The following is a 13,660-nucleotide window of genomic DNA, read 5'->3' on the forward strand; positions in this document are numbered from 1 at the left end:
CCCACGTGAGAATCGAGATCTGGTCCGACGTCGTGTGTCCCTGGTGCTACGTCGGCAAGCGCCGCCTGGAGAAGGCGCTGGCCGGCTTCACCAGGCGCGACGAGGTGGAGGTGGTCTACCGCTCCTTCGAGCTCGACCCGTCCGCCCCGGCGCACGGCCACGAGCTCACCGAGGTGTCGCTGTCGCGCAAGTACGGCACCGACCTCGCCACGATGCGCCAGATGCAGCAGCAGCTGAGCGAGACCGCCGCCGAGGAGGGCCTGGCCTTCCGGCTCTCCGAGACCGTGCACACCAAGACCGTCGACGCGCACCGGTTGCTCCACCTCGCCCTGGACGCCGGCGGCCCGGCGCTGCAGGAGTCGCTCAAGGAGGCCCTGCTCGCGGCGTACTTCGTGCGCGCCGAGAACGTCGGCGACCACGGCGTGCTGCGCGCGGTGGCGGTGGGCGCCGGGCTCGACCCCCGCCGCGTCGACGAGGTGCTCGCCGGCAGCGAGTACGGCAACGAGGTGGCCGCCGACGTGGCCCAGGCCCGGGCGTACGGCGCGAGCGGCGTCCCGTTCTTCGTCGTCGACCAGCGCTACGCCATCTCCGGCGCCCAGCCGGTCGAGGTGTTCGCGCGTGCCCTGGACCGGGCCTGGGCGGACTCCCGGCCCGCCCTGGAGACGCTCGGCGACGACGCCGCGGCGTGTGGTCCCGAGGGCTGCGCGATCTGATCCGGACGGCTGGAGGCGCCCCCGATTGTATAAACATGCAAAGGTGCGCATAAACTAGGGGACATGTCCAAGGTCCTCACCAGTCTCCCCGTCGGCGAACGCGTCGGCATCGCCTTCTCCGGAGGTCTCGACACCTCTGTCGCCGTCGCCTGGATGCGCGACAAGGGCGCCGTGCCCTGCACCTACACCGCCGACATCGGCCAGTACGACGAGCCCGACATCGCCTCGGTGCCCGCGCGGGCCGGCGCGTACGGCGCGGAGATCGCCCGCCTCGTGGACTGCCGCACGGCGCTCGTCGAGGAGGGGCTGGCCGCGCTGGCGTGCGGGGCGTTCCACATCCGCTCCGGCGGGCGCAGCTACTTCAACACGACGCCGCTGGGGCGCGCGGTGACCGGCACCCTGCTGGTGCGCGCCATGCACGAGGACGGCGTCGACATCTGGGGCGACGGGTCCACCTTCAAGGGCAACGACATCGAGCGCTTCTACCGCTACGGGCTGCTCGCCAACCCCGAGCTGCGCATCTACAAGCCCTGGCTGGACGCGGAGTTCGTCCACGAGCTCGGCGGCCGCACGGAGATGAGCCAGTGGCTCCTCGCCCACAACCTGCCCTACCGCGACAGCACCGAGAAGGCCTACTCCACCGACGCCAACATCTGGGGCGCCACCCACGAGGCCAAGACCCTGGAGCACCTCGACGTCTCCCTGGAGGTCGTCGAGCCGATCATGGGCGTGAAGTTCTGGGACCCCAGCGTGCGGATCGACTCCGAGGATGTCACCGTCCGCTTCGAGCAGGGTCGCCCGGTGGCGATCAACGGCATCACGTACGCCGACCCGGTGGCGCTGGTGCAGGAGGCCAACGCGATCGGCGGCCGGCACGGCCTGGGCATGTCCGACCAGATCGAGAACCGGATCATCGAGGCCAAGTCGCGCGGCATCTACGAGGCGCCCGGGATGGCGCTGCTGTGGATCGCCTACGAGCGGCTCGTCAACGCGATCCACAACGAGGACACGATCGCCAACTACACCGCCCAGGGCCGCCAGCTCGGCCGGCTGCTCTACGAGGGCCGCTGGCTGGACCCGCAGGCGCTGATGATCCGCGAGTCGATCCAGCGCTGGATCTCCTCCCTGGTCACCGGCGAGGTCACCGTGCGGCTGCGTCGGGGAGAGGACTACACGATCCTGCGCACCGACGGCCCGGCGTTCTCCTACCACCCCGACAAGCTGTCGATGGAGCGCACCGAGAACGCCGCCTTCGGCCCGACCGACCGGATCGGCCAGCTGACGATGCGCAACCTCGACATCGCCGACTCCCGCGCCAAGCTGGAGATGTACGCCAACCAGCCCGTCGAGCAGGGCCAGGTGCTGGTCGAGAACGGCACCCTGTTCGGCGAGCTGCCCGCGGGCGGCGCCGAGCGGATCACCGCGAACCCGCTGGTCGAGGGCGAGCTCAGCGACGAGGCCCTCGACGCCGCGGCGATGGAGTTCGGCACCGACTGACGCCGCGGGCGCCTCGGCGTCGTCCACAGCCTCGACAAGTCGGTGTTTCCTGGCCCTCGCCTCGGGCAGAGGAGTGGTCACCCGGCGCACGGCCGGGGCCACGGCGACCAGGACGCAGGGGGACGCGATGTCGACAGCACCCGGCATGCAGAGTGAGGAGCAGGCCCGGGCCTACGTCGAGGACCTCGTCCTCCGGGCGCGCGAGCAGGCCGAGGGGGCTCGCGCGCTGGCCGATCGGCTCGAGGCCCTGACCTCACGCGGCTCCTCGGCGGACGGCACCTGCCAGGTCACGCTCGGCCACGGCGGCGGCCTCGTCGACCTGTGGCTCTCCCCGGCGCTGGCCCAGGCGCCGCCGCACGCCGTACGCCGCGTGGTCCTGGAGGCCAACGCGGCGGCGCGCCGGACGATGAGCGAGGACGTCGCGGCGCTCGCCGGCGCGCACCACGGCGAGGGCTCCGCGGCGGCCGAGGAGATCACCCGCCCGTTCGCCCGGATGCTGGCGGACCGGAGCCGCGCCGAGGAGGTCGCTCCGCCGCGTGCGGACCGCCCGGCCCCACCGTCCGGCGGAGTGCTGCGATGAGCCTCGCGGTGGACAGCGCCGCCCTGCGCGCGCACGCCGACGAGCTCGACCGGATCGCCGAGGCGGGGCGTGAGGCGGTGGACGCCGGGGCCCACGTGACGGTGCAGGGGGAGGCGTTCGGGCGCATCTGCGCGTTCATCGGCGGCGCCCTCGCTCCGGTCCAGGTGGCCGGCGTAGCCGCCGCCCACGAAGCCAACACGGTCGTCGAGGCGACCGGGCTGGGCGTGCGCGGCGCCGCCGGCGGCTTCGACGGGGCCGAGGACGCGGTCCTCGACGGCCTGGCCAGGATCGCGCGCCGCGTCGGCGAGGCGGCGGGCGAGCGCTGGGGGCTCGAGACATGAACACGCTGGTCGCGCAGGCCGGCGACTCCCGCTCCTGGCACACCGCAGCCGGGCCGCTGGACGCGATGGCCACCTCCGCGGAGGCGCTGGGGCGCGGCGACTGGGTCGAGGCCGGCCTGAACGGCGTCGCCTCGAGCCTGGAGAGCCTGAACGCGGCCGTCGACCCGCTGGGGGCCCTGGTGGCCGCCGGGGTGGGGCTGGCGATGGAGCGCTTCGACCCGCTGCACGCGTGGCTCGACGACCTGGTCGGCGACCCCGACCGGATCCACGGGTTCGCGCTCACCTGGGGCAACGTCGGAGCACGCATCCACGACAACGCCGAGGACTTCGCCCGCGCCGCGCGCGCCGCGTCGGCGCCCTGGGACGGTGTCGCGGCGCAGGCCTACGGCCTGTCCGCGGAGGCGGTCGCCGCGGTCCTGCACGGCTACGGCGCCCTCACCCAGGGCGTCGGGTCGGCCACCGACCTGGCCGGCTCCCTGGTGGCCGGCGTGCGGGCGCTGGTGCGCGAGGCGCTCAGCGAGTGCGTGGCCTACGCGCTCACCAAGATCGGTCGCCTGCTGACGCCGGACGCGCCCCGGGCGATCGCCGAGATCGTGGCCAAGGTGAGCGAGTGGACCGAGCGGGTCTCCACCTTCGTCCGCGCCCTGATCGCGACCATGGGGCGCCTGGGGCGACTGCTCGACGAGGTGATGGACGCGGTCGCCTCCCTGCAGCGCACGCTGCGCCGGGTGCTTGCCGAGCACCGGGCCCGTCCGGTCAGCCAGGGGCTCCGCCTGCGCGGTCCCGATCCGCACGGGCCGGCGCCGGCGAGCCTCGCCTACACCGTCGGCGCGAACGCGGCCAAGAACCAGGCCGGGCTGGACGACCGCTAGGAGCCTTCGCGGCGCGCCGACGCGACGTCGAACGGCGACGTGGTGATCTCCGCCATCGTGTCGCCGCCGGCGTTCGCCCTCGGGGTGTAGCCCCAGCCCGCCACCACAGGGCGTCGTTCGGTCCACGCGCTCATCCAGTGCCCGGTGCTCACGCAGACCGGCCCCGTTCGTCACCGGCCAGCAGCTGGACTACCACTGGTTCGCCTTCGCCGACATCGCGTCGTTCTCCTGGCTCGCGGGCCACGAACTCGACGTGCTCACCCTGAAGGGCTCCGGGGAGGGCGTCGGCTGCGCCGCGGACACCGGCTCGCCGAGCCGGTGGTCGGGTAGGCTGGTAGGGCGCACAGCGTCGTGCACGAGCGCTGACGCATCTGCGCCGGGCGGTCCGACATCCACGAACGAAGCATCGAGGGATCCCGCTGTGAGCAAGCCCGTCGTACTCATCGCCGAAGAGCTCAGCCCCGCCACGGTGGAGGCGCTCGGCCCGGACTTCGACATCCGCAGCTGCAACGGCGCCGACCGGGCTCAGCTGCTCGCCGCCATCGGTGACGCCGACGCGCTCCTGGTCCGCTCGGCCACCAAGGTGGACGCCCAGGCGCTGGCCGCGGCCAAGCGGCTCAAGGTGGTCGCCCGCGCCGGGGTCGGTCTCGACAACATCGACGTGCGCGCCGCCACCCAGGCGGGGGTGATGGTGGTCAACGCGCCCACCTCGAACATCATCTCGGCCGCCGAGCTCGCGGTCGCGCTGATGCTCGCGGCGGCTCGCCACGTCGCGCCGGCCGACGCGGCGCTGCGGGCGGGGGAGTGGAAGCGCTCGCGCTACACCGGGACCGAGCTCTACGAGAAGACCCTCGGCATCGTCGGCCTCGGACGCGTCGGGGTGATGGTGGCCCAGCGGCTCAGCGCCTTCGGGATGCGGGTCATCGCCTACGACCCCTACGTCCAGGCCGGGCGGGCCGCGCAGATGGGGGTGCGCCTGGTCGACCTCGACACGCTGCTGGCCGAAGCCGACTTCATGTCGGTCCACCTCCCGCGCACGCCGGAGACGCTGGGCCTGATCGGCGCCGCCGAGCTCGCCCGGGTCCGCCCGCACCTGGTGCTGGTCAACGCCGCCCGCGGCGGGATCGTCGACGAGACGGCCCTGTACTCGGCGCTCAAGGAGGGCCGCGTCGCCGCGGCCGGCCTCGACGTGTTCGCGCACGAGCCGTGCACCGACAGCCCGCTGTTCGAGCTGGAGAACGTCGTGGCCACCCCGCACCTGGGCGCCTCCACCGTCGAGGCCCAGGAGAACGCCGGCCTCGCCGTCGCCCGGTCCGTGCGGCTGGCGCTGGCCGGCGAGCTGGTCCCCGACGCGGTCAACGTCCAGGGCGGCGTGATCGCCGAGGACGTGCGCCCCGGTGTACCGCTCGCCGAGAAGCTCGGCCGGGTCTTCACCGCGCTCGCCGGCGAGGTCGCCCAGCAGATCGACGTGGAGGTCCGCGGCGAGATCGCCGAGTACGACGTGCGGGTGCTCGAGCTGGCCGCGCTCAAGGGCGTCTTCGCCGACGTGGTGGAGGAGCAGGTCTCCTACGTCAACGCACCTCTGCTCGCCTCCGAGCGCGGCACCGCGGTGCGCCTGGTGACCGACCCGAGCAGCCCCGACCACCGCAGCCTGATCACCATCCGCGGCACCCTGGCGGACGGCTCTCAGGTCTCCGTCAGCGGCACCCTGGTCGGCATCCACCAGAAGGAGCGGCTGGTCGAGGTCAACGGCTTCGACCTCGACATCGAACCCACCGACCACCTTGCCTTCTTGGCCTACCGGGACCGCCCGGGCATGGTCGGGACGGTGGGACGCATCCTCGGCGAGGCGCGGATCAACATCGCGGGCATGCAGGTCGCCCGCGACGTCCGGGGCGGCCGGGCGCTGGTCGCGATCTCGGTCGACACCGCGATCGGTGCCCACATCCTCGAGGAGATCCACACCTCGATGGACGCGCACCTGGTGCGCGCGGTCGATCTGGGCTGACCCGGCCGGACCCGGCGGGTCCGGCCCCTGGGCCCGGCTTACGGCGTGGAGTCGCGCTTGGGGAGGTCGGCCGTCAGCGAGTCCGCCTTCGACGGGTAGCCGGGAGCGGCCGGCTCACGGCCCTGGGAGACCGCTCGCTCGTGCTCGGCGCGGGCCCGCTCCAGCAGCGCCATCAGCTCGTCCTCCTCGCGCACGATCGCGCGGTACTTCGGATCCATCGCACGGATCTGCTCGCCCTCCTCGAGCAGGGCGCGGAAGACCCGCTCGCGCTCGGCGGGATCCGAGGTGTAGTCGAGGTCGAGGTAGTCGGTGGCGTGGCGTCGCGCGTTCATGATCGAGGTCTGGGCCTTGCCGCGCTTGCTGAACAGCGAGGCCAGCACGGTGACCACGAGCGTGCCGACGATCACCGTGAGCGACAGCTCGGTGCTCACCTCGACCACCTTCACGTGCTCGCCGTCGTTGATGAACGGCAGGTTGTTCTCGTGCAGGGCGTGCAGGATCAGCTTCACGCCGATGAACGCCAGGATCGCGGCCAGGCCGTAGGAGAGGTAGATCAGGCGGTCGAGCAGGCCGTCGATGAGGAAGTACAGCTGGCGCAGGCCCAGCAGCGAGAACGCCGTCGCGGTGAAGACGATGAACGTGCTCTGGGTGAGGCCGAAGATCGCCGGGATCGAGTCGAGGGCGAAGAGGATGTCGGTGCCGCCGATGGCCACCATCACCAGCAGCATCGGGGTGAGCGCCCGCTTGCCGTCGTGGATCGTGAACATCTTGTCGCCGTCGTAGTAGTCGGTGGTGTGGAAGACCTTGCGGGCGACGCGGATGATGAAGTTGTCGGCCGAATGCTCCTCCTCGCTCTCCGGCTTGAGCATGTTGCCGGCGGTGAGCAGCAGGATCAGCCCGAAGAGGTAGAACACCCAGGCGAACTGGTTGATCAGCGCGGCGCCGAGGAAGATGAAGCCGGTGCGGGCGATGAGCGCGAAGACGATGCCGAACAGCAGCACCTTCTGCTGGTCCTCGCGCGGGACCCGGAAGCTGGCCATGATGATCAGGAACACGAACAGGTTGTCGACCGAGAGCGCCTTCTCGGTGATGTAGCCGGCGAAGTACTCCGAGCCGGCGGTGCCGCCGGCCAGGACCCATACGCCGAGGCCGAACAACAGCGCTATCCCGACGTAGAGAGCCGACCAGATGGCCGCCTCCTTCAACGTCGGCACGTGCGCCTTGCGCACGTGGAAGACGAAGTCGAAGGCCAGCAAGGCCCCGATGAACGCGATGGTCAGACCCCAGGCGAGGGGAGTGGCTTCCATGACTTTCACGATAGGCAACGCCCGGTAACGCTGCCCCCGCCCACCTCAGGCGGCCTCGCCTCGACGACCCGGCACCAGGGCCGCCGTCACCAGCAGGCGGGGATCTGCTGGACTGGCGGGGTGCCCGCCCCGTCTCCCGGCCGCCGCCCGGTCCGCGCCCCGCTGAGCAGCCTCGGCCCGATCGACCAGCTGCGGGCGGGTCGGCTCGCGCGCCGGCTGCCCCAGCTCTACCTCGGGCTGCTGCTGTACGGCGCGTCCCTGGCGCTGATGGTGCGCGGCGGGCTCGGGCTCTCGCCGTGGGACGTGCTGCACTCCGGGGTGATCCGCCACGTGCCGCTCACCCTCGGCCAGGCGGTCGTGGTGCTCAGCTTCGTGGTGCTGCTGGCCTGGATCCCGCTGCGCGAGGTGCCCGGCCTGGGCACGGTGTCCAACGCGGTGGTCGTGGGCCTGGCGGCGGACGCCACGCTGGTGGTCCTCCAGGCCCCCGACGGGCTCTGGGTCCGCGCGGCGCTGCTCGGCGGCGGGATCGTGCTCAACGCGCTGGCCACCGCGCTCTACATCGGCTCCCAGTTCGGGCGGGGCCCCCGCGACGGGCTGATGACCGGCCTGGCCCGCCGTACCGGGTGGCCCCTGGGGGTGGTGCGCACCGGGATCGAGCTGGCGGTGCTGGTCGTCGGGGTGCTGCTCGGGGGCGTGGCCGGGCTCGGCACGATCCTCTACGCGCTGAGCATCGGCCCGCTGGCCCAGCTGCTGCTGCCCTGGCTCACCGTCGAGCTGCGGGACCCGGCGCCGTCGGCGGGGACGCCGGCCGCACCGCTCAGCGGCGGGTCGCGATGAGGGCCGAGGCGTCGGGGGCGATCATCACCTCGACCGCGGTGAAGCGCTCGTCGGTGAGCCACTGCTCGCGCAGGGTGTCGACCCGGCCGTAGCTCACCGGAGGCCAGCCCTCGCACGGCACGAAGTCGTCGAGCACCACGATGCCGCCGGGCTCGACGAGGTCGGCGATCGAGTCGACGCCCACCTCCGAGGGGGTGCCCGAGTCGAGGAACAGCAGCGAGAACGGCCCCTTGTCGCGCAGCGTCGACCAGTCCGCGGCCAGCACCTCGACCTGCGCGTCGTCGACGAAGATCTCCGCGGCCGCGCCGGCCAGCTTGGCGTCGAGCTCGGCGGTCAGGATGTGGGCCCCCTCGCGCATGCCCGAGCGCAGCCATGCGGTGCCCACGCCGCAGCCGGTGCCGAACTCGGCGAGGGTCCCGCCGCGGGTCGCGGCCAGGGTCGCGAGCAGGCGCCCCGTCTCGTTGCGGCAGAACGAGACGTAGCCCGCCTTGCGGGAGACGTCGAAGGCGCGGGAGACGATGCCGGGCAGCTCGGGCGGGTGACTCATGGGGTCGAGTGTTCCACCCCGCGGCCGCTGTCTCGCATCGTGAGCAGATGCGGGGGAACCTCGGCTGGGCCCGGGAGGCCGGACCTAGACTGTGCTCCATCATGCGGAGCGTCTACGTACTTATCGACTGCCGCGGCGAGGCCTTCTAAGCAAGGCCACCTCGCCGCGGTGTTCGGCGTTGACGGCCTTGCTTCCTTCATCTGAAGACGCCTCCGCGGCGGCTCCGCCAGCAGCACGGCGTGACCCGCTCCCTCCTGGTCCGACGGACCCGGGCTGCCTCACGTGATCCGTGAGCACCTCCTCCTCTCCCTGCCGCGGGGCGTCCTCAGTGCACCCAGCACCCGACGTCCTCAGAGACAGGAGCACGACCATGTACGACATGTATCCCGAGTGGGGCCCGGCCAGCCACAACCCCGAGAACCCGCGCAGCCACGAGGCCGTGCAGTGGGCGCTTGACCTGCGAGACAATGGCGGCGCCCGCCCCGACGACAACTAGGCTCCGGCCCATGACTGACTCCTCGAACCTCCACGCGGCCGGCGCCTCCCACGGCCTCAAGCTCGCTGTCATCCCCGGCGACGGCATCGGCCAGGAGGTGACCGCCGAGGCCCTCAAGGTGCTCGAGGTGGCCGCCCCCGCGAGCGTGAAGTTCGAGCAGACCCGCTACGACCTCGGCGCCGAGCGCTACCTCGCCACCGGCGAGGTCCTGCCCGGCTCGGTGCTCGAGGAGATCCGCGCCCACGACGCGATCCTGCTCGGCGCGGTCGGCGGCAAGCCCAACGACCCGAACCTGCCGCCGGGCATCCTCGAGCGCGGGCTGCTGCTCAAGCTGCGCTTCGAGCTCGACCACTACGTGAACCTGCGCCCCTCGCGGATCTACCCGGGGGTGGCCTCGCCGCTGTCGGAGAGCGTGATCGGCGGGCGCGAGGTCGACTTCGTCGTCGTCCGCGAGGGCACCGAGGGCCCCTACACCGGCAACGGGGGAGCCCTGCGCGTCGGCACGCCGCAGGAGGTGGCCACCGAGGTCAGCGTGAACACCGCCTTCGGCGTCGAGCGGGTCGTGCGCGACGCGTTCGCCCGCGCCCAGCGTCGCCCGCGCCGCAAGCTGACCCTGGTCCACAAGACCAACGTGCTGGTCAACGCCGGCTCGGTGTGGTGGCGCCTGTTCCAGGAGGTGGCCGCGGAGTACCCCGAGGTGACCACCGACTACATGCACATCGACGCCGCGATGATCCACATGACCACCGACCCGGCGCGCTTCGACGTGATCGTCACCGACAACCTGTTCGGCGACATCATCACCGACCTCGCCGCCGCCATCACCGGCGGCATCGGCCTGGCCGCCTCGGGCAACGTCAACCCCGACCGGACCACGCCGTCGATGTTCGAGCCGGTGCACGGCTCCGCACCCGACATCGCCGGACAGCAGAAGGCCGACCCGACCGCCGCGATCCTCTCCGCGTCGCTGCTCCTGGACCACCTCGGCTACGCCGCCGAGTCGGCCGCGATCGAGGCGGCCGTGCTCGCCGACCTGTCCGAGCGGACGCCGGGCAGCACCCGTCGTACCGCCGAGGTCGGCGACGCCATCGCCGCGCGAGTAGCCGGCTGACCCGACCCTCGCGTCCTCGACGCCGGGCACGGGTCTCCCGTGTCCGGCGTCCCCCATTTCCCCCCGATTGGATAGCGTGCCCTCATGCAGATCAGCACCACCTCCGCCACCGAGCGCGTCGACGACGCCAGGCTCGCCGAGATCCTGTCCAACCCCGGTTTCGGCAGGCACTTCACCGACCACATGCTCACTGTCGAGTGGACCCCCGAGCAGGGCTGGCACGACGCGCGGATCACGCCGTACGGGCCGATCTCGCTCGACCCGGCCACCGCGGTGCTGCACTACGCCCAGGAGATCTTCGAGGGCCTCAAGGCCTACCGCCACGCCGACGGATCGGTGTGGACGTTCCGCCCCGAGGCCAACGGTCAGCGGCTCGCCGCCTCCGCCCGGCGCCTGGCGCTGCCCGAGCTCGACGTCGCCGACTTCCTGCAGAGCGTCGACGAGCTGATCCGCGTGGACGAGCGCTGGGTGCCCGACTCCGAGGGCGAGAAGAGCCTCTACCTGCGCCCCTTCATGTTCGCCTCCGAGACGTTCCTCGGGGTGCGGCCCTCCCAGCACGTCACCTACATGGTGATCGCCTCGCCCGCCGGCGCCTACTTCAGCCAGGGCGTCAAGCCGGTCTCGCTGTGGCTCACCGAGGAGTACACCCGCGCCGGGCGCGGCGGGATGGGCGCGGCGAAGACCGGCGGGAACTACGCCAGCTCCCTGGTCGCCCAGCAGCTCGCGTCGGCCCAGGGCTGCGACCAGGTGGTCTTCCTCGACGCCCAGGAGGGCAAGTACGTCGAGGAGCTCGGCGGGATGAACATGTACTTCGTCTACGCCGACGGCCACATCGTGACCCCGGCGACCGGGACCATCCTGGAGGGCATCACCCGCTCCTCGATCATCGAGCTGGCCGGCAAGCTCGGCCACACCGTCGAGGAGCGGCGCTTCACGATCGACGAGTGGCGCGACGGGGTGACCAGCGGGGCGATCACCGAGGTCTTCGCCTGCGGCACCGCGGCGGTGGTCACGCCGGTCGGCTCGCTGAAGTGGGACGGCGGGGAGATCCCCTGCGCCTCCGAGGGCGGCGAGGTCACCATGCGGCTGCGCCAGGCGCTCGTCGACATCCAGTACGGCCGGGCCGAGGACGCCTTCGGCTGGATGCACCGGGTGCTCTGAGGTCGAGGCGGCGATGGCGCACCCGGTGATGTTCGACGAGGACGACCGGGTGCTCGCGCGCCTGCGCGAGGTCTGCCTGGCCCTGCCCGGTACCGAGGAGATCGTCAGCCACGGTCGCCCGACCTTCCGGGTGGGCAAGATGTTCGCGGTGTACGGCGGCGGGGTCAAGGTGCGACCCGGCGAGCACGAGGCGCACCCGCACGCGCTGCTGTTCAAGGCCGACCCGGGCGAGGTGGCGGCGCTCGACGAGGACTCGCGGTTCTTCCTGCCGGCCTACTACGGGCCCTTCGGGTGGCGCGGCATCGACCTGGACGCCGGCCCGGACTGGACCGAGGTCGGCGAGCTCGTCGACGCGTCGTACCGGCTGGTGGCGCCGCGTCGCCGGGTCGCCGAGCTCGACGCCCGCGAGGGCTGACCCCGCGTGGCTGGCGGTCGTCTCGCTGCCTCCGGGCGCTAACCTCGTGCGGTGACCACCTCGCCCTCAGCGCGCCCGCCCGGACCGATCAAGGTCGGCGAGTACACGCTGCTGACCCGCATCGGCGAGGGCGGCATGGGCGTGGTGCACCTGGCCCGCAAGCCCGGCGGCGAGCGCGTCGCCCTCAAGGTGCTGCGCCCGCACGTGGTCGGTGACGACGAGGCGCGCCAGCGGCTGGCCCGCGAGGTCGGCTCGCTGAGCCGGGTCCGCTCGCGGCGGGTGGCCGAGATCGTCGACGCCGACCCCTGGGGCGACATCCCGTTCGTGGCGACGCGCTACGTGCCGGGGCTGTCCCTGCACGACCACGTCCAGGCCGAGGGCACGGTGCACGGCGATGACCTGGTCTGGTTCGCGGGCTGCCTGGCCGAGGCGCTCGAGGCGGTGCACGCGGTCGGGGTGCTGCACCGCGACGTCAAGCCGTCCAACGTGCTGATGGAGGGACGCTCCCCGGTCCTCATCGACTTCGGGCTGGCCCGGCTCGCCGACGATCCCAAGCTCACCCACACCGGCTGGCTGCTGGGCACGCCGGGCTACCTCGCTCCCGAGATCCTGTACGGCGAGGAGGCCACTCCCGCCTCCGACGTGCACTCCTGGGCGGCGACCGTCGTCTACGCCGCGCTCGGCCGCTCGCCGTTCGGTCGCGGGCCGGCGATGGCGATCATGGACCGCGCCCGACGGGGCGAGCACGACCTGCGCGGCTTCCCCGAGGACGCCGGCCGCGAGCTGCGCCAGCTGGTCGAGGCCGCGCTCGATCCCGACCCGCTGCGCCGCCCCACGCTCGACACGCTGCTGGACCGGCTGGGTCCGCGCCTGGACCGGCTGGCGCCGGGGGCCGCGGCGAGCATGGAGCCGGAGCAGCTCACCATGCCCTTCGCCGCGGCGTACCCCCCGCACGGGCCGGCGGCCGACGACCCGGCGGACGCCGCCACCGACGTGATCGAGGAGCCGTGGGCCGGTGCGGAGCCGTGGCCGGTCGAGGACGGCTGGCCGGTCGAGGACGGCTGGGCCGACGAGGAGCCGGCGGCACGGGCCACCGCGTTCCTGCCCCCCGAGCGCGAGCCCTACCAGGCGCCGCCGCCGGTCGACCCCGAGGGGCCCTGGGCCGAGCCGGCGGCGTGGCAGCCCGAGCCGGCGCCGGTCTCGTTCCTGGAGAAGGTGCGCCGGTGGGTGCTGGTGGGCAGCGGTGCCGTGGCCCTCGGTGCTGGCGTCGCCGCCTTCCCCTACCTCGCGGTGACGCTGCTGGCCCTCGCGGTCTGGCTGCTGCGCGGCGGCTCGCTGGCCGCCAGTGCGGTGGGGGAGCGCCGCGCCCAGCGGGGCCGGCGCTGGTACGACGCGGTGGTGGCCTCGGTGGCCGCCCCGTGGCACCTGGTGCGCGCCGTACCGGGCACGCTGCTGCTGTTGTTGTGGGCGCTCGGACTGGCCACCGCGGCGGCGCTGCTCGGCTACGCGGCGTCCCTGGGGGTGGCGCCGACCCTGCTGGGCGCCGGGACGATGCTCGCCCTCGGCCTGTGGGTCGGCCCCGGGAGCGACCGGCTGAGCGGACCGGTCAACCGCGTCGTCCACCCGGTCTGCTCGGGTGCGGTGGGCTGGCTGGTGGCCACCGCGCTGGTCGTGGGGCTCGCCCTGCTCCTGCTCTCGGTGGGGGAGACCCGCGGCGTGGACTGGCTTCCGGCGCGGCAGCCGCCCCTGGACGGGCTGCGCTGAGCGGGCCGGAG

15 protein-coding genes are annotated in these 13,660 nt (G+C 72.9%); 12 read left to right on the forward strand and 3 right to left on the reverse strand.

Going from position 1 to position 13,660, the window contains the following annotated elements; genetic code table 11:
* The first annotated feature begins 5 nt into the window (after window positions 1–5).
* The 5 genes from AC6EI4_RS12955 (at window position 6) to AC6EI4_RS12975 (ending at window position 4,003) form a co-directional block, all read left to right on the forward strand.
* Window positions 6–713 carry a DsbA family oxidoreductase gene (locus tag AC6EI4_RS12955; protein ID WP_498451710.1) on the forward strand — a complete coding sequence of 236 codons (708 nt, stop codon included), beginning with the start codon at window positions 6–8 and terminating at the stop codon, window positions 711–713.
* Between the two features lie 63 nt (window positions 714–776).
* A complete protein-coding gene (argG, locus tag AC6EI4_RS12960) occupies window positions 777–2,210 on the forward strand; it encodes an argininosuccinate synthase (RefSeq protein WP_498451711.1) in 1,434 nt (477 codons plus the stop codon).
* Window positions 2,211–2,337: 127 nt separating this feature from the next.
* Window positions 2,338–2,790 (forward strand): YbaB/EbfC family nucleoid-associated protein, encoded by a 453-nt coding sequence (locus tag AC6EI4_RS12965; protein ID WP_498451712.1) that lies wholly within the window; start codon window positions 2,338–2,340, stop codon window positions 2,788–2,790.
* Complete coding sequence (locus AC6EI4_RS12970) at window positions 2,787–3,131, forward strand: type VII secretion target (RefSeq protein WP_498451713.1); 345 nt, start codon at window positions 2,787–2,789, stop codon at window positions 3,129–3,131. The genes AC6EI4_RS12965 and AC6EI4_RS12970 overlap by 4 nt, the downstream gene beginning before the upstream one ends.
* Entirely contained in the window at window positions 3,128–4,003 is an 876-nt protein-coding gene (locus AC6EI4_RS12975) for a hypothetical protein (protein WP_498451714.1), read from the forward strand. The genes AC6EI4_RS12970 and AC6EI4_RS12975 overlap by 4 nt, the downstream gene beginning before the upstream one ends.
* Here the strand turns inward: AC6EI4_RS12975 and AC6EI4_RS12980 are convergent.
* On the reverse strand, window positions 4,000–4,137 hold the full coding sequence (locus AC6EI4_RS12980) for a hypothetical protein (RefSeq protein WP_498422125.1): 138 nt from the start codon (window positions 4,135–4,137) through the stop codon (window positions 4,000–4,002). The two genes, AC6EI4_RS12975 and AC6EI4_RS12980, sit on opposite strands and share 4 nt — an antisense overlap.
* A 287-nt stretch (window positions 4,138–4,424) precedes the next feature.
* On the opposite strand from AC6EI4_RS12980, the gene serA reads away from it, so the two are divergent.
* Entirely contained in the window at window positions 4,425–6,011 is a 1,587-nt protein-coding gene (serA, locus tag AC6EI4_RS12985; RefSeq protein ID WP_498422124.1) for a phosphoglycerate dehydrogenase, read from the forward strand.
* A 38-nt stretch (window positions 6,012–6,049) separates the two neighbouring features.
* Here serA and AC6EI4_RS12990 read toward each other — a convergent pair whose 3' ends face one another.
* Complete coding sequence (locus AC6EI4_RS12990; protein WP_498451715.1) at window positions 6,050–7,318, reverse strand: TerC family protein; 1,269 nt, start codon at window positions 7,316–7,318, stop codon at window positions 6,050–6,052.
* Between the two features lie 120 nt (window positions 7,319–7,438).
* Here AC6EI4_RS12990 and yczE point away from each other — a divergent pair, with 120 nt between their 5' ends.
* Window positions 7,439–8,155 (forward strand): membrane protein YczE, encoded by a 717-nt coding sequence (yczE, locus tag AC6EI4_RS12995; RefSeq protein ID WP_498451716.1) that lies wholly within the window; start codon window positions 7,439–7,441, stop codon window positions 8,153–8,155.
* Here yczE and AC6EI4_RS13000 read toward each other — a convergent pair.
* Window positions 8,136–8,702 (reverse strand): O-methyltransferase, encoded by a 567-nt coding sequence (locus AC6EI4_RS13000; RefSeq protein ID WP_498451717.1) that lies wholly within the window; start codon window positions 8,700–8,702, stop codon window positions 8,136–8,138. The two genes, yczE and AC6EI4_RS13000, sit on opposite strands and share 20 nt — an antisense overlap.
* Window positions 8,703–9,072: 370 nt before the next feature.
* Between AC6EI4_RS13000 and AC6EI4_RS13005 the strand changes: the two genes are divergently transcribed.
* The 5 genes from AC6EI4_RS13005 (at window position 9,073) to AC6EI4_RS13025 (ending at window position 13,649) form a co-directional block, all read left to right on the forward strand.
* The gene (locus tag AC6EI4_RS13005; RefSeq protein ID WP_498422118.1) at window positions 9,073–9,198 is read left to right on the forward strand and encodes a hypothetical protein; all 126 of its coding nucleotides are present in this window, start codon (window positions 9,073–9,075) and stop codon (window positions 9,196–9,198) included.
* 10 nt (window positions 9,199–9,208) lie between these two features.
* Window positions 9,209–10,309, forward strand: coding sequence for a 3-isopropylmalate dehydrogenase (locus tag AC6EI4_RS13010; RefSeq protein WP_498422116.1), 1,101 nt, complete (start codon window positions 9,209–9,211; stop codon window positions 10,307–10,309).
* A gap of 84 nt (window positions 10,310–10,393) precedes the next feature.
* Entirely contained in the window at window positions 10,394–11,470 is a 1,077-nt protein-coding gene (locus AC6EI4_RS13015; RefSeq protein WP_498451718.1) for a branched-chain amino acid aminotransferase, read from the forward strand.
* A gap of 13 nt (window positions 11,471–11,483) precedes the next feature.
* Complete coding sequence (locus AC6EI4_RS13020; protein ID WP_498451719.1) at window positions 11,484–11,885, forward strand: MmcQ/YjbR family DNA-binding protein; 402 nt, start codon at window positions 11,484–11,486, stop codon at window positions 11,883–11,885.
* 51 nt (window positions 11,886–11,936) lie between these two features.
* Window positions 11,937–13,649, forward strand: a complete 1,713-nt coding sequence (locus AC6EI4_RS13025) for a serine/threonine-protein kinase (protein ID WP_498451720.1) — start codon at window positions 11,937–11,939, stop codon at window positions 13,647–13,649.
* The last annotated feature ends 11 nt before the right edge of the window (window positions 13,650–13,660 follow it).

Source organism: Nocardioides sp. Z43_10, assembly GCF_059766615.1.